This is a genomic window from Streptomyces sp. NPDC005722, from assembly GCF_040630935.1.
Lineage (GTDB): Bacteria > Actinomycetota > Actinomycetes > Streptomycetales > Streptomycetaceae > Actinacidiphila.
This window is the reverse complement of sequence record NZ_JBEXYN010000065.1, coordinates 19,325-38,735: the sequence shown is the minus strand read 5'-3', so window position 1 is coordinate 38,735 and position 19,411 is coordinate 19,325. Positions and strand designations below refer to the sequence as shown.

The following is a 19,411-nucleotide window of genomic DNA, read 5'->3' as shown; positions in this document are numbered from 1 at the left end:
GTGCAGTCGAAGGTCTTGCTGCCCTCGTCGGTGAACTTGCAGCTCTCCGCCGCCTCCGGCTCGGGCGTGGTCGCGCCCTTGGGGAAACTCAGCAGGGACTGGAAGACGTTGGTGAAGACGATCCAGGAGCCGACGTCGTAGCCGGACGCCGGATCGACCGCGGTCACCTTGTCCGTGATGCCCATCGTGAGGGGGTCTCCGCCGGCCTCGCCGTCCGCCCCTCCCGTGCCGCAGCCGGCGACGACGACCGCCGTCACGGTCGCGGAGAGCGGGAGCGCCAGTCGCTGGACTCGATTCCTCACGAGACTTCCCTCACAGCTTCGTCGCAGGGGCGGGCCCCGGTCGGCCGGACCCGGAACAACTCACGGGTCCGGCCGACCGGTGGCTCATCCTGTCACACCGCGACCAATCTCCCAGAACTGGGCGCTGGAAGAGGAATTGAGGAACCATTCGGCTCCCGTGATGCCGTCGCGGCTGGCGACGAACTGCTTGTCCTGGTAGAGCGGGATCATCGGGAGTTCACGCGACAGGATCTCCTGCATCTGCGCGAAGTCCTTGTCCGTCTTGCTGCGGTTGGCGGACTGGCGGGTGGCCGGCAGGAGCTGGTTCTTGATGGTCGACCCCTTGTAGTGGAGGTCGAGGAATCCGTCGTCCGCGAAGAACGGCGCGATGTAGGTCTCGGCGTCCGGGAAGTCGGGGAGCCAGCTGAGCGAGTAGGCGGCGAACTGGCCGGTGGCGATTCCCTTGAGGAACTTCTTCCAGGTGATCGGCTGGAGGTCCACCTTGAACAGCCCGGTGGCCTCGAGCTGCTTCTTCAGCAGCTGCGCCTCTTCCTTGTCCGGGGTGGAGGGGTGCTCGGTCGGGTAGGTCCAGGTGAACTTGACCGGGGTGCTGATGCCGGCGGAGGACAGGACCTGGGCGGCCTTGTCGCGGTCGGGTTCGCCGTACGTGTTGAAGTACGAGTTGGCGTGTCCGGTGATGCCGGTCGGGACGGCGCCGAAGAGCGGGGCGGCGGTGCGGCCGGTCACGTCGCGGGTGAGGGCGTCGCGGTCGAGGACGCGGGCGAGGGCCTCACGGACGGCGTCGGGCTTCACCGAGGGGTCGTCGAGGTTGAAGAACATGAAGCGGACCGAGGCTCCCTGGGTCTCGGTCAGCTTGACGTCCTGGACCGTGCCCTGCTCGAGCTCGTTGATCTGGTCGGCCGTGAGGGTGCGGTTCACCAGGTCGACTTCGCCGGCCTTGAGCGCCTTCAGCATCTCGGGGGCCGAGGGGAAGAAGCGGACCTCGACCTTGTCGTTGGCGCGCTTGTTGAACAGGCCGGTGTAGTTCGGGTTGGCGCTGAGGACCGCCTTGCCGTTCTCCCACGAGTCCAGCTTGTACGGGCCGGAGCCCTCCATCTTCAGGCCCTTGAGCGGCTCGGTGGCGCTGTAGACCTCGCTGTCGACGATGGCCGCGGCCGGGGTCGCCAGCTTGTAGGGGAAGGTGGCGTCGGAGGCCTTGAGGTGGAAGACGACGGTCTTCGGGTCCGGGGCCTCGACGCTGTCGATGCCCACCAGGAGGCTCGCCGGGCCGATGTCGCTGTTGATCTTCATCACGCGGTCGACCGAGAACTTGACGTCCTCGGAGGTGAGGTCGTGACCGTTGGCGAACTTCATGCCGTCGCGCAGCGTGCAGCGGTACGTCTCCGACTTGGTGTCGGAGAACCCGCAGGACTTGGCGGCGTCCGGCTCGGGGGTGGTGGAGCTGCGCGAGTAACCGAGCAGCATCTGGAAGGTGTTGTTGAAGAAGCTGTACGTGCCGCCGTCGTAGGCCGTGGCCGGGTCGAGGGGGGAAGGCTGGTCCGCGGACACCTCGATGGGGTCCGTGGTGCCGATGACGACCGCGTCACCGCCACCGCCACCGCCGGTCGAGTCACCGCACCCGGCGAGTACGGGCGCGGCGAGACCCAGCAGGGCCGGCAGCACCAGTAGCTTGCGATTCATCCTCGTTGTTCTCCCTCTTCCGGCCCCCGGCCGCGCAGTGTTGAGCGGGGCGACGATACCCGGAATTGCGGGGCCCCGGCATTCCGGCGGACCGCCCCCGAACACGGAGAAGTTGAGTCCACGTCACGGCTGGATAACAGGGTGTGCCGTACCGATATCCGGACAGCGGAACGAACAGGCCGCCGCTCCCCCAATCCGGACACAACCACTCCGACCGCATGGCGATGTGACGGCGCGGAGCACGCCCGGGGCGCCCTGTCGAGACCGGCGGATGTGAAAAGTATCACGCCCCGAGGTACTGGCCGGTAAACAATTCGGCGCCCCGAATCGTCACGGAAAATAGCCGGGCAGGCGCCCAGAGTTTCCGTTCAATTCACGGCGACTCTCAGTGAACGGTTGTAATCAGAGAGCGCAGAAATGGCACGTCGACCCCTTCCAGGGAGCGGACCACGGTCCGCCCGGGGGCCGGCGCGACGGCGGCGACGGACGGGACGGCCACGACCCGGCAGCCGGCGGCCTCGGCGGCCGCCACCCCGGTGGGGGTGTCCTCGACGACCACGCAGCGTGACGGGTCCGCGCCCAGCCGCGCGGCGGCCAGCAGGTAGGGGTCCGGGTACGGCTTGGTCCGCTCGATCTCGTCCCCGGCGAGGGAGAAGGCGAAGTGGTGGGAGCCGAGGGAGAGCATGACGGCGTCGATGATGCGCCGGTGGGAGGCGGAGACCAGCGCGGCGGGCACACCGTGCGCGGCCAGGTCGGTCAGCAGCCGCTGGGCACCCGGCATCAGCGGCACACCGCGGCCGATGAGCTCGACGAAGCGCAGGTTGATCAGGGTGGACAGTTCGGCGAGCGTGGCGTCCGTTCCGGTGACCGAGATGAGGTGTCCCAGGCTGCGGGCCATGGGGCCGCCGACGACGACCTCGCGGTGGGTGTCGTCCAGGACGTGGCCGAGTTCGGCGAACACCTCGACCTCGGCGTTCCACCAGAAGCCCTCGGTGTCGACCAGCGTGCCGTCCATGTCCAGGAGCACGGCCTGCAGGCCCGCCTCCCGGGCGGGCAGGATCTCGATGGCGGGAATACCGCTCGTCATGCGCCCCACTCCTCTGCTTCCAGGGGGCACAAAGGCCGGTCGCCTCGCGCCCGGGTGGTGGGGGCGTGCGACCGGCCAGGTGCCGTATCGGACCGTCCAGTGTACGACGTACGTCCGGCTACCGCGCGTTGAAGTACTTGGCCTCCGGGTGGTGGATGACGATCGCGTCGGTGGACTGCTCCGGATGGAGCTGGAACTCCTCCGAGAGGCGGACCCCGATGCGCTCCGGCTCCAGCAGCTCCGCGATCTTGGCGCGGTCCTCCAGGTCGGGGCAGGCGCCGTAGCCCAGGGAGAAGCGGGCGCCCCGGTACTTCAGGGCGAACATGTCCTCCATGGCGGCCGGGTCCTCCCCGGCGAAGCCGAGTTCGGAGCGGACCCGGGCGTGCCAGTACTCGGCGAGGGCCTCGGCGAGCTGGACGGACAGGCCGTGCAGCTCGAGGTAGTCGCGGTAGGCGTCGGCGGCGAACAGTTCGTTGGCCGCCTCGGAGATCCGGTTGCCGACGGTGACGACCTGCAGGCCGACGACGTCGGTCTCGCCGGACTCCTCGGGGCGGAAGAAGTCCGCCAGGCACAGGCGGCGGCCGCGGCGCTGGCGCGGGAAGGTGAAGCGGGTCCGTTCGGTGCCGTCCTCGTGGAGGATGATCAGGTCGTCGCCCTTGGAGACGCAAGGGAAGTAGCCCTGGACGACGGCGGCCTCGAGCAGTCCCTCGCTCTGCAGCCGGTCCAGCAGCCCGCGCAGCCGCGGGCGGCCCTCGGTCTCCACCAGTTCCTCGTACGTGGGGCCGCCGGCGCGCGCCTGCTTCAGTCCCCACTGGCCCTTGAAGAGCGCGCCCTCGTCCAGCCAGGACGCGTAGTCCTTGAGCGGGATGCCCTTGACGACCCGGGAGCCCCAGAACGGCGGGGTGGGCACCGGGTTGTCGACGGCGACGTCGGAGCGGATCTGGCCGCGGTTCTCCTCGGGCTCGGGGACGACGCCCGCGCGGGCCGCCACGCGGCGCTGCTTCAGCTCGGGGAGGGTGGCGCCGGGCACGCCGCGCTTGACGGCGATGAGGGCGTCCATCAGGCGCAGCCCCTCGAAGGCGTCGCGGGCGTAGCGGACCTCGCCCTCGTAGAGCTCGTGGAGGTCCTGCTCGACGTAGGCGCGGGTGAGGGCGGCGCCGCCGAGGATGACCGGGTAGGTGGCGGCGAGGCCGCGCTGGTTCAGCTCCTCCAGGTTCTCCTTCATGATCACCGTGGACTTCACCAGCAGGCCGGACATGCCGATGACGTCGGCGGAGTGCTCGCCCGCGGCGTCCAGGATCGCCGAGACGGGCTGCTTGATGCCGAGGTTGACGACGTTGTAGCCGTTGTTGGACAGGATGATGTCCACGAGGTTCTTGCCGATGTCGTGGACGTCGCCGCGGACGGTGGCCAGCACGATGGTGCCCTTGCCGGAGGCGTCGGACTTCTCCATGTGCGGTTCGAGGTGGGCGACGGCCGTCTTCATCACCTCGGCCGACTGCAGGACGAACGGCAGCTGCATCTGGCCGGAGCCGAAGAGCTCGCCGACGACCTTCATGCCCTCCAGGAGGGTGTCGTTGACGATCTCGAGGGCGGGCCGCGTCGTCAGGGCCTCGTCGAGGTCCGCCTCCAGGCCGTTCTTCTCGCCGTCGATGATGCGCCGCTGCAGCCGCTCCTCCAGCGGCAGCGCGGCCAGTTCCTCGGCGCGGCTCGCCCGGACGGACTTGGTGTCGACCCCCTCGAAGAGCTCCAGGAAGCGCTGCAGCGGGTCGTAGCCCTCGCGGCGCCGGTCGTGCACCAGGTCCAGGGCGACCTCGCGCTGCTCCTCGGGGATGCGGGCGATCGGCAGGATCTTGGAGGCGTGCACGATCGCCGAGTCCAGGCCGGCCTCGACGCACTCGTGGAGGAAGACCGAGTTCAGCACCATGCGGGCGGCCGGGTTGAGGCCGAAGGAGATGTTGGACAGGCCGAGGGTGGTCTGCACGTCGGGGTGGCGGCGCTTGAGCTCGCGGATCGCCTCGATGGTGGCGATGCCGTCCTTGCGGGACTCCTCCTGGCCGGTGGCGATGGTGAAGGTCAGGCAGTCGACGATGATGTCGCCCTCGTCGATGCCCCAGTTGCCGGTCAGGTCGGCGATGAGCCGTTCGGCGACGGCCACCTTGCTCTCGGGGGTGCGGGCCTGGCCCTCCTCGTCGATGGTGAGGGCGATCAGGGCGGCGCCGTGCTCGGCCGCGAGGCGGGTGGTGCGGGCGAAGCGGGAGTCGGGGCCGTCGCCGTCCTCGTAGTTGACGGAGTTGATCACGGCGCGGCCGCCGAGCTTCTCCAGGCCGGCGCGGAGCACCTCGGGCTCGGTGGAGTCCAGGACGATCGGCAGGGTGGAGGCGGTGGCCAGGCGTCCGGCGATCTCGTTCATGTCGGCGACGCCGTCGCGGCCGACGTAGTCGACGCACAGGTCGAGGAGGTGGGCGCCCTCGCGGATCTGCTCGCGGGCCATCTCCACGCAGTCGTCCCAGCGCCCGTCCAGCATGGCCTCGCGGAACTTCTTGGAGCCGTTGGCGTTGGTGCGTTCGCCGATGGCGAGGTACGAGGTGTCCTGGCGGAAGGGGACGGTCTGGTAGAGCGAGGAGGCGCCCGCCTCGGGGCGCGGCGTGCGGGGGGTGACCTGGTGGCCGCGGACCCGCTCGACGACCTGGCGCAGGTGTTCGGGGGTGGTGCCGCAGCAGCCGCCGACCAGGGCGAGTCCGTACTCGCGGACGAAGGCCTCCTGCGCGTCGGCGAGACCCTCGGGGTCGAGGGGGAAGTGGGCGCCGTCCTTGCCGAGGATGGGCAGTCCCGCGTTGGGCATGCAGGAGATGCCGACGCGGGCGTGGCGGGCGAGGTAGCGCAGGTGCTCGCTCATCTCGGCGGGGCCGGTGGAGCAGTTCAGGCCGATGGTGTCGATGCCGAGCGGTTCCAGTGCGGTCAGCGCGGCCCCGATCTCGGAGCCCAGCAGCATGGTGCCGGTGGTCTCGACGGCGACCTGGACGAAGAGCGGCAGGTCGAGTCCGGCCTCGGCGAGCGCTTCCTTGGTGCCGAGCACGGCGGCCTTGATCTGCAGCAGGTCCTGGCAGGTCTCGACGAGGAGGGCGTCGGCGCCGCCGGAGACGAGGCCTGCGGCGTTCTGCCGGAAGCCCTCCTTGAGGACGGCGTAGTCGACGTGACCGAGCGTCGGCAGCTTGGTGCCGGGCCCGATGGAGCCGATGACCCAGCGCAGGCGGCCGTCCGCGGCGGAGAACTCGTCGGCGACCTCGCGGGCGATCCGGGCGCCGGCCTCGGAGAGCTCGAAGATGCGGTCGGCGATGTCGTACTCGCCGAGGGCGGAGAAGTTGGCGCCGAAGGTGTTGGTCTCCACGCAGTCCACGCCGACGGCGAAGTACTCGCGGTGGACGGAGGCGACGATGTCGGGGCGGGAGACGTTGAGGACCTCGTTGCAGCCCTCGTGCCCCTGGAAGTCGTCGAGGGTGGGGTTCTGCGCCTGGAGCATCGTGCCCATCGCCCCGTCGGCGACGACCACCCGTGTCGCCAGGGCCTCTCGCAGTGCTGCGCCTCGGGCACCGCTCGTGGACGGAAGGGACGGCTGGGCCATGGGTGTGCTCCCTGGGATGCGACGGCTGTCGGCTTGGTGTGTGCCGGTCCTGCTGGTACACACCAGGCCAGCGTAGCCGTGCCCCCGGATTCCGCCGCGGGGCATTCCGAGGGGCGGACGGCGGTGCCACACTCTTCTCTGGGATGATGGCGGTCGGCATCGTCTGACATCGTTCAGCATTGTCGAATCAGTCATCGAGGCGCGTGGTCGTTCCTAACGGAGGGGTTGTTCATGCCAGGTCCCATCCAGTCGCTCGCCAGGGCGGCCGCGATCCTGCGCCTGCTGGCCGGCGGAGAGCGCAGGCTCGGCCTGTCGGACGTGGCCTCCTCCCTGGGCCTGGCGAAGGGCACCGCGCACGGCATCCTGCGCACGCTGCAGCAGGAGGGCTTCGTCGAGCAGGACCCGGTCTCCGGGCGCTACCAGCTGGGGGCGGAACTGCTGCGGCTGGGCAACAGCTACCTGGACGTGCACGAACTGCGGGCACGCGCCCTGGTGTGGACCGACGACCTGGCGCGCTCCAGCGGCGAGGCCGTCTACCTGGGGGTGCTGCACCAGCAGGGGGTGCTCATCGTCCACCACGTCTTCCGTCCGGACGACAGCCGTCAGGTGCTGGAGGTCGGGGCCATGCACCCGCTGCACAGCAGCGCGCTGGGCAAGGTGCTGTCGGCGTACGACCCGGTGGCGCACAGCGAGGTGGTCGAGATGGAGCGCGAGCCGCTGACGGCGCGCACCGTCACGGAGGGAGTGGCGTTCGAGGGTGTGCTGGATCTCACCCGCGCCCGCGGCTGGAGCGCCGACCTGGAGGAGACCTGGGACGGCGTGGCCTCCATCGCCGCGCCCATCCACGACCGGCACCGGATGACCGTGGGGGCGGTGGCCGTCACCGGCGCGGTCGAACGGGTCTGCGCGGACGGCGAGATCAGGCCCCAACTGGTCGCGGCCGTAAGGGACTGCGCCAGGGCGGTCTCGCGCGACCTGGGCGCCGGCCGCTTCTGACGCCCGGACGACCCCCGGACGGCGCCCGGAGGACACCTGGACGGCGCCCGGCCGAACGCGCCGACTCGGAGACCTTTCCGCAACCTGACGAACCCTTGACGGGTCCGGTCGCGCAGGAGAACACTCTCGTTCGACGGTCGACATTGTCGAACACCAGCCGACGAGTCGGTAAGGTGTACGTAACCGTGGGACCGCCGAGGGCCTGGTGACAGGCCCACGGACTTCGGAACGGGACCGGGGTCCGCCTTCCCCTGGACGAAGGACAAAGGAGTCGCGAGTGTCCAGCGACCACATCTTCATCGGCGAGACCATCGGTACCGCTGTTCTGATCCTCCTCGGCGGCGGCGTCTGCGCGGCTGTCACCCTCAAGGGATCCAAGGCCCGTAACGCCGGCTGGGTGGCCATCACCTTCGGTTGGGGCTTCGCGGTCCTGGCCGGCGCCTACATCTCCGGTTCCCTCTCCGGCGCCCACCTGAACCCCGCCGTCACGATCGGTCTCGCGGTCGACAGCGGCGAGTGGGGCAAGGTCCCGGTCTACCTGGCCGGCCAGATGCTCGGCGCGATGATCGGCGCGGCCCTGGTGTGGATCACCTACTACGGCCAGTTCCAGGCCCACCTGACGGACGCCGAGATCACCGGCGGCCCGGGGGCGCAGGCCACCGCGGCCGCCGAGAAGCAGACCACGGGCCCCGGCCCGGTGCTGGGCATCTTCTCCACCGGCCCCGAGATCCGCAACGTCGCACAGAACCTCGCCACGGAGATCATCGGCACCTTCGTCCTGGTGCTGTTCATCCTGACCCTCGGCCTCACCAAGGGCCTCGCGGTCTCGGGTACCGGCACGCTGATGGTGGCGCTGGTCGTGGTCGGCATCGGCCTCTCGCTGGGCGGGCCGACCGGATACGCCATCAACCCCGCACGCGACCTCGGTCCGCGCATCGTGCACGCCCTGCTGCCGCTGCCCAACAAGGGCGGCTCCGACTGGCGGTACGCCTGGATACCCGTCGTCGGCCCGATCGTCGGTTCGGTCCTCGCGGCCGGCCTGTACAAGATCGCATTCTGAGAAGCAGCCCCGACTTCCCAAGGACCCGAGGAGCACACCGTGACCGACGCCCACACCACCGGCCCGTTCATCGCGGCCATCGACCAGGGCACCACGTCCTCGCGCTGCATCATCTTCGACAAGGACGGCCGGATCGTCTCGGTCGGCCAGAAGGAGCACGAGCAGATCTTCCCCAAGCCGGGGTGGGTCGAGCACGACGCCGCCGAGATCTGGACCAACGTGCAGGAGGTCGTCGAGGAGGCGGTCCACAAGGCCGGCATCACCTCCGCCGACGTCAAGGCCATCGGCATCACCAACCAGCGCGAGACCACCGTCCTGTGGGACAAGAACACCGGTGAGCCGGTGCACAACGCCCTGGTCTGGCAGGACACCCGCACCGACGCCCTGTGCAAGGAACTCGGCCGCAACGTCGGGCAGGACCGTTTCCGCCGGGAGACCGGACTGCCGCTGGCCTCCTACTTCGCCGGACCCAAGATCCGCTGGCTGCTCGACAACGTCGAGGGCCTGCGCGAGCGCGCCGAGGCCGGGGACATCCTCTTCGGCACCATGGACAGCTGGGTGATCTGGAACCTGACCGGCGGCGTCGACGGCGGACGGCACGTCACCGACGTGACCAACGCCTCCCGCACCCTGCTGATGAACCTGCACACCCTCGACTGGGACGACAAGATCCTCCAGTCGATCGAGGTGCCCGCCGCGGTGCTCCCGGAGATCCGCTCCTCCGCCGAGGTGTACGGCGAGGCCGCCTCCGGCGCCCTGGCCGGCGTACCGGTCGCCTCCGCGCTCGGCGACCAGCAGGCGGCCCTGTTCGGCCAGACCTGCTACTCCGAGGGCGAGGCCAAGTCCACCTACGGCACCGGCACCTTCCTGCTGATGAACACCGGCGAGAAGCCGATCAACAGCTACAACGGCCTGATCACCACCGTCGGCTACCGCATCGGTGACCAGAAGCCGGTGTACGCCCTGGAGGGCTCGATCGCCGTCACCGGTTCGCTGGTGCAGTGGATGCGCGACCAGATGGGCCTGATCAAGACCGCGGCCGAGATCGAGACCCTCGCCCTGTCGGTGGAGGACAACGGCGGCGCGTACTTCGTGCCCGCCTTCTCCGGTCTGTTCGCCCCGTACTGGCGCTCCGACGCCCGCGGTGTGATCGCCGGCCTCACCCGGTACGTCACCAAGGCGCACATCGCCCGCGCCGTGCTGGAGGCGACCGCCTGGCAGACCCGGGAGATCGTCGACGCCATGACCAAGGACTCGGGCGTGGAGCTCACCGCGCTCAAGGTCGACGGCGGCATGACCGCGAACAACCTGCTGATGCAGACCCTCGCCGACTTCCTGGACGCACCGGTCGTGCGCCCGCTGGTCGCCGAGACCACCTGCCTGGGCGCCGCGTACGCGGCCGGCCTCGCGGTGGGCTTCTGGTCGGACACCGACGAGCTGCGCGCCAACTGGCGCCGGGCCGCCGAATGGACCCCCCGTATGGACGCCGAGGTCCGCGACCGCGAGTACAAGGACTGGCTCAAGGCCGTCGAGCGGACCATGGGCTGGATCGAAGAGGAGCACTGAACCGAACATGACCACCACGCAGCACGTCCCGGCGCTCGGGACGCGTCCGACCGCCGGCCGTAACCCGGGCCGCGCCGAGACCCGGGAACTGCTGAGCCGCGCCACCTACGACCTGCTGGTCATCGGCGGCGGCATCCTGGGCACCTCCGTGGCATGGCACGCCGCGCAGTCGGGGCTGCGGGTGGCGATGGTGGACGCCGGCGACTTCGCCGGCGCCACCAGCTCGGCCTCCTCCAAGCTCGTCCACGGCGGTCTGCGCTACCTGCAGACCGGCGCGGTCAAGCTGGTGGCGGAGAACCACATGGAACGGCGGGTCCTGGCCAGGGACGTGGCTCCGCACCTGGTCAACCCGCTCACCTTCCACCTGCCGGTCTACAAGGGCGGCCCGGTCGGCGCGGCCAAGCTCGGCGCGGGCGTCTTCGCCTACTCGGCGCTGTCCGCCTTCGGCGACGGGGTCGGCAGGATCATCTCCCCGGCAAGGGCGGCGGCCGCCAACCCCGCCCTGCGCACGGAGAACCTCAAGGCCGTCGCGGTCTACTACGACCACCAGATGAACGACTCCCGGATGGCCGTCATGACGGTGCGCGCCGCCGTCGAGGCGGGTGCCGTCGTCCTCAACCACGCCGAGGTCACCGGACTGCGCTTCACCCGCGGCCGGGTCACCGGAGCCGACCTCGAGGACCGTTTGGACGGTACCGCGTTCGGCGTGGACGCGCGGCTGGTGCTCAACGCGACCGGCCCCTGGGTCGACCACCTGCGGCGGATGGAGGACACGGGCGCCGCCCCCAGCATCCGGCTGTCCAAGGGCGCCCACATCGTGCTGAAGCGCAAGGCCCCGTGGCGGGCGGCCATGGCCACCCCGATCGACAAGTACCGCATCACCTTCGCCCTGCCGTGGGAGGACCAGCTGCTGCTGGGCACCACGGACGAGGAGTACACCGGCGACCCGGCGGACGTGCGGGCCACCGATGCCGACATCCGCCAGATCCTGGACGAGGCCTCGCACTCCGTGCGGGACGAGCACCTGTCCCCCGACCTGATCACCTACGCCTTCGCGGGCCTGCGGGTGCTGCCCGGCGGCCCCGGCGGCGTGGAGAAGGCCAAGCGCGAGACCGTCGTCAGCGAGGGCAGCGGCGGCATGCTGTCGGTGGCGGGCGGCAAGTGGACGACGTACCGGCACATCGGCCGCACCGTCATCGCCAAGCTCGCCAAGCTGCCCGGCGGTCCGCTGAACGAGGACATGGAGCCCCTGGACCACCTGCCGCGCCGGGTGCCGCTGCCCGGCGTCGCCAACCCCAACGCGGTCGCCCACCGGCTGCTGGTCGACCGCGACCCGGGCCACCGCATCGACCCGCTGACCGCGCGTCACCTCGCCACCCACTACGGCGCGCTGTCCTTCGACATCGCCCGCATGGTGAACGAGGACCCGGCGCTCGGCGAGCGGATCCACCCGGACGCACCGGAGATATGGGCCCAGGTCGTGTACGCCCGCGACCACGAGTGGGCCGAGTCGGCGGACGACGTGCTGCGCCGCCGCACCACCCTGACGGTGCGCGGCCTGGACACCGCGGACGTCCGGGAGCGGGTCGAGTCGCTGCTGGCCGCCCGGCGCGACTGACACCCCCGGCCCGTGGGCCCGGGCGCCCCGGGGCGAGCGGAAGGACCTCCCCGCTCACCCCGGACGCCCGGGCCGCCGCGTTTCCGGCGGGACGTAGACGTCCGCGAGCCCTTGTGCGTCGGCGTACGAGGGCAGGCCCGCGGGGAGCGGTGCGCCGTGCAGGGCGTGCCCGGCGGTGTCGACGGCGGCGTGGAGCGCGGCACGGAAGAGCAGCGAGCCGGTGCTGACCCGGCTCACCCCGAGCGCGGCGAGGCGGGGCAGCCCCGGGCCGCCGGGCGGCAGCAGGACGTTGAGCGGGGCGTCGAGGTCCGCGGCGAGCGAGGCGATGTCGCCGTCGTCGGCGAGGCCGGGCACGAAGATCCCGTCGGCGCCGGCCGCGAGGTAGGCGGCGGCGCGGCGGCGGGTCTCGTCCCGTGGGTCCTCGGTGGTGCCGAGCCAGTAGCTGTCGGTGCGGGCGTTGACGAACAGCCCGGGGGCGGCGCCCTTGACCGCGGCGATGAGGGCGCACTGCGCGGCGGTGTCGGTCAGGCCCGCCCCGCCGGGGCGGCCGTCCTCGATGTTGACGCCCGCGACGCCCAGCCGCTCCAGGCCGGCGGCGAGTTCGGCGACGTCCTCGGGCGCGCCGCCGAAGCCCGCCTCGATGTCGACGCTGACCAGGACGGGCAGCCGCACGAGGTCGCGGGCCAGCCACAGGGTCGTCTCCCGGGTGGCGCCGGCCGCGTCCGGCAGGCCCGCCGCGGCGGCGACGCCCAGGCTCGTGGTGCCGATCGCCGGGTGGCCGCGGGCGGCGAGGGCGGCCGCGGAGGCGCGGTCCCACGCGCACGGCAGGAAGAGCGGGCGGCCTGCCCGGTGGAGGGCGCGGAAGGCCTCGAAGCGGTTCATGCGGTGGGTGCCTCCAGGGCGTCGGGCGCGATGCCCAGGTGGGTGCGCAGGGCGGCCCGGCCCCGCGCGGTGGTCTTCAGGGCCCGGCCGCTGCCGATGCGCACGCACCAGCCGGACGCGAGGGCGTGCGCGCACAGCGCGGCCCCGGCGACGCCCGCCAGGTGCGGCCGGCGCTCCGTCCAGTCCAGGCAGGGCCGGGCGAGCGGACGGCGGCCGGTGCGGGCGGCGGCCAGGTCGACACCGAGTCCGGCGAACCACTCCACGCCCTCGTCGGTGAGGGCGAAGCCGGTGCGCTGGGTGAGCAGTCCGCGCTCGGTCATGGCGTCCGTGACGAGGATGCCCAGGCGTCCGGCGAGGTGGTCGTAGCAGGTCCGGGCGCGGGCCATGGCGCTCCCGGCACCCGCCTGCGCGAGGGTGCGCGGCGCGGGCGGCGGCCCGGCGTGTGCGGCGAGGTCCTCGACGAGCTGCGCGGTACGGGCGTCGGCGAGGCGTACGTAGCGGTGCCGGCCCTGGCGTTCCTCGGCGAGCAGTCCGCCCGCGACGAGCCGGCCGAGGTGCTCGCTGGCGGTCGAGGGCGCCACGCCGGTGTGCCGGGCCAGCTCGCCCGCCGTCCAGGCCCGGCCGTCGAGCAGCGCCAGGCACATCGCCGCCCTCGTCTCGTCGGCGAGCAGCGCCGCGAGGGCGGCGAGGGCGCTTCCCGCGTGGTTGTTCCGCACCATGTCCCCAGCATGCGCCCTGGACGTTTCGGCGCGCGCCGAACCGTCGCGGGCGTGCCCCGCGGCCGTCCGCAGCGGTCCACGGCCGTCCGCGGCTTGACAGGACGTCAGCCGAGGCCCCACCCTTTCATCACTTGCTTAGTGAAAGGGTGTTTCGCGCATGGTCGAGTTCCGCATCGACCGCCGCAGCGGTGTCGCCACGTACCTCCAGATCGTCCAGCAGACCAAACAGGCCCTGCGGCTGGGGCTGCTGGAGCCCGGCGACCGGCTGCCGACGGCCCGCGAGGTCGTCGCGGCGACCGCCGTCAACCCCAACACCGTGCTCAAGGCCTACCGCGAACTGGAGCGCGAGGGCCTGGTGGAGGCGCGCCGGGGCCTGGGCACCTTCGTCCAGAAGTCGCTGGGCGCCGGCCCGGCCGACTCGCCGCTCGCCGGCGAACTGGCCGACTGGATGCGCCGGGCACGCGTCGCCGGCCTCGACCGCGAGGACGCGGCGGCGCTGTTCCACTCCGTACTGGACCAGGAGTTCTCCGAGGGAGAGAGATGAACCAGGAAGCGGCCGCCCTCGAGGCGGCCGGGCTCGGCATGCGCTACGCGTGGGGCCGGGACCCCGTCCTGCGGGACTGTTCCTTCCGGCTTCCGGCCGGCCGGATCTGCGCGCTCGTCGGCCCCAACGGCGCGGGCAAGTCGACGCTGCTCGCGCTCGCCGCGGGGCTGCTGCGCCCCACCGAGGGGGAACTCCGCGTGTACGGCACGGCGCCCGGCGCGGCCCGCGCGCGGCTGGCGTACGTCGCCCAGGACAAGCCGCTCCACCCGCAGCTCACCGTGGCGGCGACCCTGCGGCTCGGCGCCGAACTCAACCCGGGCCGCTGGGACCGGGAGGCCGCCGAACGGGTCGCCTACGGCGGCGGCCTGACGCCCGGTACGCGCGTCCGCTCCCTCTCCGGCGGGCAGCGCACCCGCGTGGCGCTCGCCCTGGCCCTGGGCAAGCGGGCCGAACTGCTGCTCCTGGACGAGCCGATGGCCGACCTCGACCCGCTCTCCCGCCACGAGCTGACCGGCGCCCTCATGGCTTCGGCGGCCGAGCGCGGTACCACCATCGTGATCTCCTCGCACGTCGTCGCCGAACTCGAGGGCGTCTGCGACCACCTGCTGCTGCTCGGCGGGGGCCGGGTCCGGCTGGCCGGCGACACCGACGACCTGCTGGCCGCGCACCGCAGACTCACCGGCACCGGCGCGGACTTCGGCCCCCACACCGTCGTCGAGGAGCACGCCAACGGGCGCGGACGCACCGCGCTGGTCCGCCCCGTAGGAGCGCCGGAGGGCGACTGGCTCGTGGAGGAGCCCACCCTCGAGGAGCTGGTCCTCGCCCATCTGCGCAACCCCGGGACGCCCGCCCTGCTCATCGCCGACGCCCCGCCCGCCCCCCGCCAGGAGATCGCCGTATGACCGCCGTCGCCCCCGCCCCCCGACCGCCGCTCCTGCGCGGCGTGCCCTGGTCGGTGCTGCGCCTGCACCGTACGGCGCTGTGGCTGTGGATCGCCTTCGTCGCGGCCGGATCCGGCTGGCTGCTGTGGTCGTACGAGCCGGGCGGAACGTCCCCGGTACCGGGCTCCCGTCCGTTCGACGACTTCGCCGCCCTCCATCTCACCGCCCGCGCGATCCTGCTCCTCCCGTTCGTCGTGGCCGTCTACGCCGGCGGCGCGCTGATCGGCCGTGAGGTGGAGAACGGCACGGCCGCATTCGCCTGGACCCAGTCGGTGAGTCCGGCGAGCTGGCTCGCCGCCAGACTCGCCGTGCCCGCCCTGCTGCTCGCCACCGGCATGACCGTCCTCACGCTGCTCTTCCGGTGGGTGTGGACCTCGGGCGACGCCGCCCAGGCCCCCGGGTGGTACGAGACGGACATCTTCTTCGCCGGCGGCCCCGTCGGGCTCGCACACGTCCTGCTCGGCCTGGCGCTGGGCGCCGGGGGCGGCCTGTTGATGCGGCGCGCGCTCAGTGGCCTCGGCCTGGCCTTCTTCGCCACCCTCCTGATCCACGTCGTCCTCTCCACGGTCCGGTCCCATTTGTGGCCGACGACCCGGTGGACCGGCATCCAGGCGGCCCACCTGCCCGGCAGTGCCGACCGGATCGAGCTCGGCGTCGTCACCTCCGACGGAAGATCACTGGCCGGTCCGCAGTGCAATCTGGATCTGCCGACGGATCTCCACCGGTGCCTGGCCGACTTCGGTGCCGCCGACGCCTACGCCGTGGTCCACCCCGCCTCGCACTTCTGGCCGCTGCAGCTCGTCGAGACCGGCATCGTGCTGGCCCTCGCCGCCCTCGCCGGCTGGGCCGCCTTCGCGCTGCTCCGCCGTCGGACCGACTGAGGCGGGGCCATAGGCTGATCCGCACAGCATCGTCCCGCCCGGCCCGGAGGCCCGATGACCACGGATCAGCTGCCCATCTCCCGCATCCCGCGTACGGGGCTGCCCCGGCACGCGGTCGTCGTGGGCGACCCGGCGCGCGCCGCGGAGGTCGCCGCCCTGCTCACGGAGCCGCGCGAGGTGTCGCACCACCGCGAGTACCGCACCTTCACCGGCGCCTGGAGGGGCACCCCCGTCGTGGTGTCCTCGCACGGGGTCGGCGGGCCGGGCGCCATGTGCCTGTTCCAGGAACTGGCCGAGGCGGGCGTCGGCACGATCCTGCGCCTGGGCACGGCGGGCGCCATCCGCGCCGGCATAGGGGACGGCGACCTGGTGATCGCCGAGGCCGCGGTACGGGACGACGGGGTGACGCAGCAGTTGCTGCCGCCGGAGTACCCGGCGTACGCGGCGCCGGAGGCGGTGCTCGCGCTGCAGCGGGCGGCCCGGGCGGCGGGGGCGCCGCACCACCGGGGCGTGGTGTGGACGCGCGCGGCCTTCCAGCCGGGCTTCCTGCCGCTGCCCGGCGCCGCGTACGCGGCGGCCGGGATCGCCGCGATCGAGATGGAGCTGTCGGCGCTGCTGGTGCTGGCCTCGACGCGCGGCCTGGTGGCCGGCGGGGCGCTCGTCGTCGACGGCGCCAACGCCGACGACCTGGTCGACGTGGAGGCCACGGGCGGCTACGACCCGCACCGGGCGGTGGTCGCCGAGGGGGTCGCCCGTGGCAGCCGGGTAACGTTGGACGCCTTGCATCTGCTGGCCACCGAGTACGGAAGCGACGAGAAGTGAGCGCTCAGGACGCCGATCTGCTGGTGCACGGCGGCGATGTGCTGACCGTCGACGCGGCGGGCACCGTCGTCACCGACGGGGCGGTCGCCGTGCGGGACGGCGAGATCGTCGCCGTGGGCCCCACCGCGCAGGTGCGCGCGGCCCATCGCGCCGCCGAGGAGATCGACGCCACGGGGTGCCTGGTGCTCCCCGGGCTGGTCAACACCCACACCCACCTGGCGATGACCCTGCTGCGGGGCTGCGCCGACGACGTCGACCTGCAGGAGTTCCTGGCCCGGGTGATCCCCCGCGAGGCCGAGCTGCTCTCGCCGCGGGCGGTGGCCGCGGGCGTGCGGGTGGCCGTGGCGGAGAGCGTACGGGCCGGGGTGACCACGGGCCTGGACATGTACTGGTTCCACGAGGCCGCCGAGGAGGCCGCGCGGGCGGCGGGCTGGCGGCTGCTGGCCGGACCGACCTTCATGGACGTGCCCGGGCCGCCGGACGGCCGGCCCTACGGCGACCGGATGGCCTGGGCCGCCGCCGACCTGGCCGCGCGTACCGCCCGGACACCCGGCACCCGGCCGGTGGTCTTCGCGCACAGCGCCTACACCCTCGCCCCCGAGCAGCTCGTCGCGATCAGCGCGCTGGCCCGTGAGCACGGCGCGCTGCTGCACGTCCACGCGGCGGAGAACGCGGCCGAGGTCGCGACGGTGGTCGAGGCGCACGGCAAGCGGCCGGTCGAGCTGCTGGACTCCCTCGGGGTCCTCGGGCCCGACGTGCTGCTGGCGCACGCCGTGGACCTGACCGACGGGGAGATCGCCGCCCTGGCCAGGACCGGCACCGCCGTCGCGCACTGCCCGGTCTCCAACCTGAAGCTGGGCTGCGGCATCGCCCGCGTCCCGGAGCTGCTGGCCGCCGGGGTCACCGTCGGGCTCGGCACCGACGGGGTGGTGAGCTCCAACACCCTCGACGTCCTGGGCGCGGTGCGGGCCGCCGCGCTGGTGCACAAGGCCGGCGGCGACCCGACCGCCGTCGGCGCGCAGCAGGCGGTGCGGATGGCGACGATCGAGGCCGCCCGCGCGCTGGGCCTCGCCGACCAGCTGGGCTCCCTGGAGCCGGGCAAGCGCGCCGACCTGGCCGTGCTCGACCTCGGCGGGCCGCACCTCACGCCGCGCCACGACCCCTGGTCGATGCTGGCGTACGCGGCCGCCGCGGCGGACGTACGGGACACCGTCGTCGACGGCCGGGTCCTGATGCGCGACCGCGTGCTGCTCACCCTCGACGAGCCGGCCGCGCTGCGCGAGGTGGAGGCGCTGGAGCTGGAGCACCCCGCGTGACCTCCGCCGTCGAACCCACGCGTGGCTTCACCGGGCGCAGCCGCGCCGCCGACCGCGATCCGCGGCTGCCTCCCGGCCAGTACGACGCCCGCGACACCTGGCCGGTCCTCTCCGCCGAGGTCACGCCCGTGATCGCGGCGGCGGACTGGACGCTGCGGGTGGACGGGCTGGTGGACCGCCCGCGCACCTGGGACTGGGACGCGGCGCACGCCCTGCCCGGCTCCGAGTACCGGGGCGACATCCACTGCGTGACCGGCTGGTCCAAGTTCGGCGTGCGCTTCGGCGGGGTGTCGGTCGACGCCCTCCTGGAGGCGGCGCGCCCCTCCGCCGCGGCCACCCACGTCGTCGCCTGGTCCCACACCGGCTACGCCGCCAACCTGCCGCTCGCCGACGTCACCGGTGGCCGCGCCTGGATCGTCTGGGAGTACGACGGCGCCCCGCTCGCCGCCGAGCACGGCGGCCCGGCCCGGCTGGTCGTCCCGCACCTGTACTTCTGGAAGAGCACCAAGTGGATCGCGGGCCTGCGCCTGCTCGACCACGACGAGTCGGGCTTCTGGGAGCAGAACGGCTACCACCACCGGGGCAACCCCTGGCAGGAGCAGCGCTACGCCCATGACTGACCTCGCCGCCCCCGTCCCGGCGTTCGTCCCGCCGACCCGGTTCGCCGTGCCCGGCAGGATCGCGGTCCCCGAGGCCGCGTCCTCGGTCTGGCGGCGCGCGGTGATCACGGAGATCCGCCGGGAGACCCCGCGCACCTCCACCTTCCGCCTCGCGGTGCCCGGCTGGGCGGGCCACCGGCCCGGCCAGTACCTGACGCTGCGCCTCACGGCCCCCGACGGCTACACGGCGCAGCGCAACTACTCGGTCGCCTCCGCCCCCGACGCCTCCGGCCACATCGAGCTGACCCTGGACCACGTGGCCGGCGGCGAGGTCTCCGGGTACCTGCACACCGTCGCCCGGCCGGGCGACACCGTCGAGGTCCGCGGCCCGCACAGCGGCTTCTTCGCCTGGACGGGTGACCATCCGGCGCTGCTGCTGGGCGCCGGATCGGGCGTGGTCCCGCTCATGGCGATGGTGCGCCACCGCCGGCTGCGCGGCCTGGACGTACCGCTGCGGCTGATCGTCTCGGCCCGCACCCGCGAGGACCTGATCTACGCCGCCGAGTACGGCCCGGAGACGACCGTGCTGCTCACCCGCGCCGAGGGCCGCCTCACCGCGGCCCACCTGGCCCCGCACCTCGCGGATCCGCCGCCCGGCGGCTGGGAGGCGTACGTGTGCGGCGGCAACGGTTTCGCCGAGCACGCCTCGCGTCTGCTGGCGGACGCCGGGCAGCCGCTCGACCGGATCCGCATCGAGCGATTCGGCTGATCAG

General features: G+C 72.6%; 16 protein-coding genes and 1 pseudogene. 11 read left to right on the top strand and 6 right to left on the bottom strand.

Translation table 11 applies throughout. From position 1 onward, the window contains the following. The 4 genes and pseudogenes from ABZ479_RS38710 to metH form a co-directional block, all read right to left on the bottom strand. A pseudogene (locus ABZ479_RS38710) lies at positions 1 to 302 on the bottom strand (ABC transporter substrate-binding protein); the annotation flags it as partial. Positions 303 to 386: 84 nt separating this feature from the next. After that, positions 387 to 1,982 carry an ABC transporter substrate-binding protein gene (locus ABZ479_RS38705; RefSeq protein WP_500465953.1) on the bottom strand — a complete coding sequence of 532 codons (1,596 nt, stop codon included), beginning with the start codon at positions 1,980 to 1,982 and terminating at the stop codon, positions 387 to 389. A gap of 385 nt (positions 1,983 to 2,367) precedes the next feature. Continuing rightward, the gene (locus ABZ479_RS38700; protein ID WP_500465952.1) at positions 2,368 to 3,069 is read right to left on the bottom strand and encodes an HAD family hydrolase; all 702 of its coding nucleotides are present in this window, start codon (positions 3,067 to 3,069) and stop codon (positions 2,368 to 2,370) included. Between the two features lie 118 nt (positions 3,070 to 3,187). After that, positions 3,188 to 6,694, bottom strand: a complete 3,507-nt coding sequence (gene metH / locus ABZ479_RS38695) for a methionine synthase (RefSeq protein ID WP_500465951.1) — start codon at positions 6,692 to 6,694, stop codon at positions 3,188 to 3,190. A gap of 231 nt (positions 6,695 to 6,925) precedes the next feature. Here metH and ABZ479_RS38690 point away from each other — a divergent pair, with 231 nt between their 5' ends. The 4 genes from ABZ479_RS38690 (at position 6,926) to ABZ479_RS38675 (ending at position 11,934) form a co-directional block, all read left to right on the top strand. Further along, positions 6,926 to 7,690, top strand: a complete 765-nt coding sequence (locus ABZ479_RS38690) for an IclR family transcriptional regulator (RefSeq protein ID WP_500465950.1) — start codon at positions 6,926 to 6,928, stop codon at positions 7,688 to 7,690. A 277-nt stretch (positions 7,691 to 7,967) separates the two neighbouring features. After that, entirely contained in the window at positions 7,968 to 8,750 is a 783-nt protein-coding gene (locus ABZ479_RS38685) for an MIP/aquaporin family protein (protein ID WP_499603583.1), read from the top strand. 39 nt (positions 8,751 to 8,789) lie between these two features. Further along, positions 8,790 to 10,316 (top strand): glycerol kinase GlpK, encoded by a 1,527-nt coding sequence (gene glpK, locus ABZ479_RS38680; RefSeq protein ID WP_499603585.1) that lies wholly within the window; start codon positions 8,790 to 8,792, stop codon positions 10,314 to 10,316. Positions 10,317 to 10,323: 7 nt separating this feature from the next. After that, positions 10,324 to 11,934, top strand: coding sequence for a glycerol-3-phosphate dehydrogenase/oxidase (locus tag ABZ479_RS38675; RefSeq protein WP_500465949.1), 1,611 nt, complete (start codon positions 10,324 to 10,326; stop codon positions 11,932 to 11,934). A gap of 54 nt (positions 11,935 to 11,988) precedes the next feature. Here the strand turns inward: ABZ479_RS38675 and ABZ479_RS38670 are convergent, their stop codons facing one another. Beyond that, complete coding sequence (locus tag ABZ479_RS38670) at positions 11,989 to 12,816, bottom strand: isocitrate lyase/PEP mutase family protein (protein ID WP_500465948.1); 828 nt, start codon at positions 12,814 to 12,816, stop codon at positions 11,989 to 11,991. Then, positions 12,813 to 13,535: an ArsR/SmtB family transcription factor gene (locus ABZ479_RS38665; RefSeq protein WP_499603590.1), complete on the bottom strand. Its 723-nt coding sequence runs from the start codon at positions 13,533 to 13,535 to the stop codon at positions 12,813 to 12,815. Before ABZ479_RS38665 ends, ABZ479_RS38670 begins: the two co-directional genes overlap by 4 nt. 157 nt (positions 13,536 to 13,692) lie before the next feature. On the opposite strand from ABZ479_RS38665, the gene ABZ479_RS38660 reads away from it, so the two are divergent. The 7 genes from ABZ479_RS38660 to ABZ479_RS38630 are packed head-to-tail and all read left to right on the top strand — an operon-like array spanning position 13,693 to position 19,407. After that, complete coding sequence (locus tag ABZ479_RS38660) at positions 13,693 to 14,079, top strand: GntR family transcriptional regulator (RefSeq protein ID WP_500465947.1); 387 nt, start codon at positions 13,693 to 13,695, stop codon at positions 14,077 to 14,079. Continuing rightward, on the top strand, positions 14,076 to 14,981 hold the full coding sequence (locus ABZ479_RS38655; protein ID WP_500465946.1) for an ABC transporter ATP-binding protein: 906 nt from the start codon (positions 14,076 to 14,078) through the stop codon (positions 14,979 to 14,981). Before ABZ479_RS38660 ends, ABZ479_RS38655 begins: the two co-directional genes overlap by 4 nt. Beyond that, on the top strand, positions 14,978 to 15,901 hold the full coding sequence (locus ABZ479_RS38650) for an ABC-2 membrane transporter-related protein (protein WP_500465945.1): 924 nt from the start codon (positions 14,978 to 14,980) through the stop codon (positions 15,899 to 15,901). Before ABZ479_RS38655 ends, ABZ479_RS38650 begins: the two co-directional genes overlap by 4 nt. A 54-nt stretch (positions 15,902 to 15,955) precedes the next feature. Beyond that, on the top strand, positions 15,956 to 16,723 hold the full coding sequence (locus ABZ479_RS38645) for a phosphorylase family protein (protein ID WP_500465944.1): 768 nt from the start codon (positions 15,956 to 15,958) through the stop codon (positions 16,721 to 16,723). After that, the gene (locus ABZ479_RS38640) at positions 16,720 to 18,039 is read left to right on the top strand and encodes an amidohydrolase (RefSeq protein ID WP_500465943.1); all 1,320 of its coding nucleotides are present in this window, start codon (positions 16,720 to 16,722) and stop codon (positions 18,037 to 18,039) included. The genes ABZ479_RS38645 and ABZ479_RS38640 overlap by 4 nt, the downstream gene beginning before the upstream one ends. Then, positions 18,036 to 18,659 (top strand): sulfite oxidase-like oxidoreductase, encoded by a 624-nt coding sequence (locus ABZ479_RS38635; protein ID WP_500465941.1) that lies wholly within the window; start codon positions 18,036 to 18,038, stop codon positions 18,657 to 18,659. Before ABZ479_RS38640 ends, ABZ479_RS38635 begins: the two co-directional genes overlap by 4 nt. After that, on the top strand, positions 18,652 to 19,407 hold the full coding sequence (locus ABZ479_RS38630) for a ferredoxin reductase (RefSeq protein ID WP_500465940.1): 756 nt from the start codon (positions 18,652 to 18,654) through the stop codon (positions 19,405 to 19,407). The genes ABZ479_RS38635 and ABZ479_RS38630 overlap by 8 nt, the downstream gene beginning before the upstream one ends. The last annotated feature ends 4 nt before the right edge of the window (positions 19,408 to 19,411 follow it).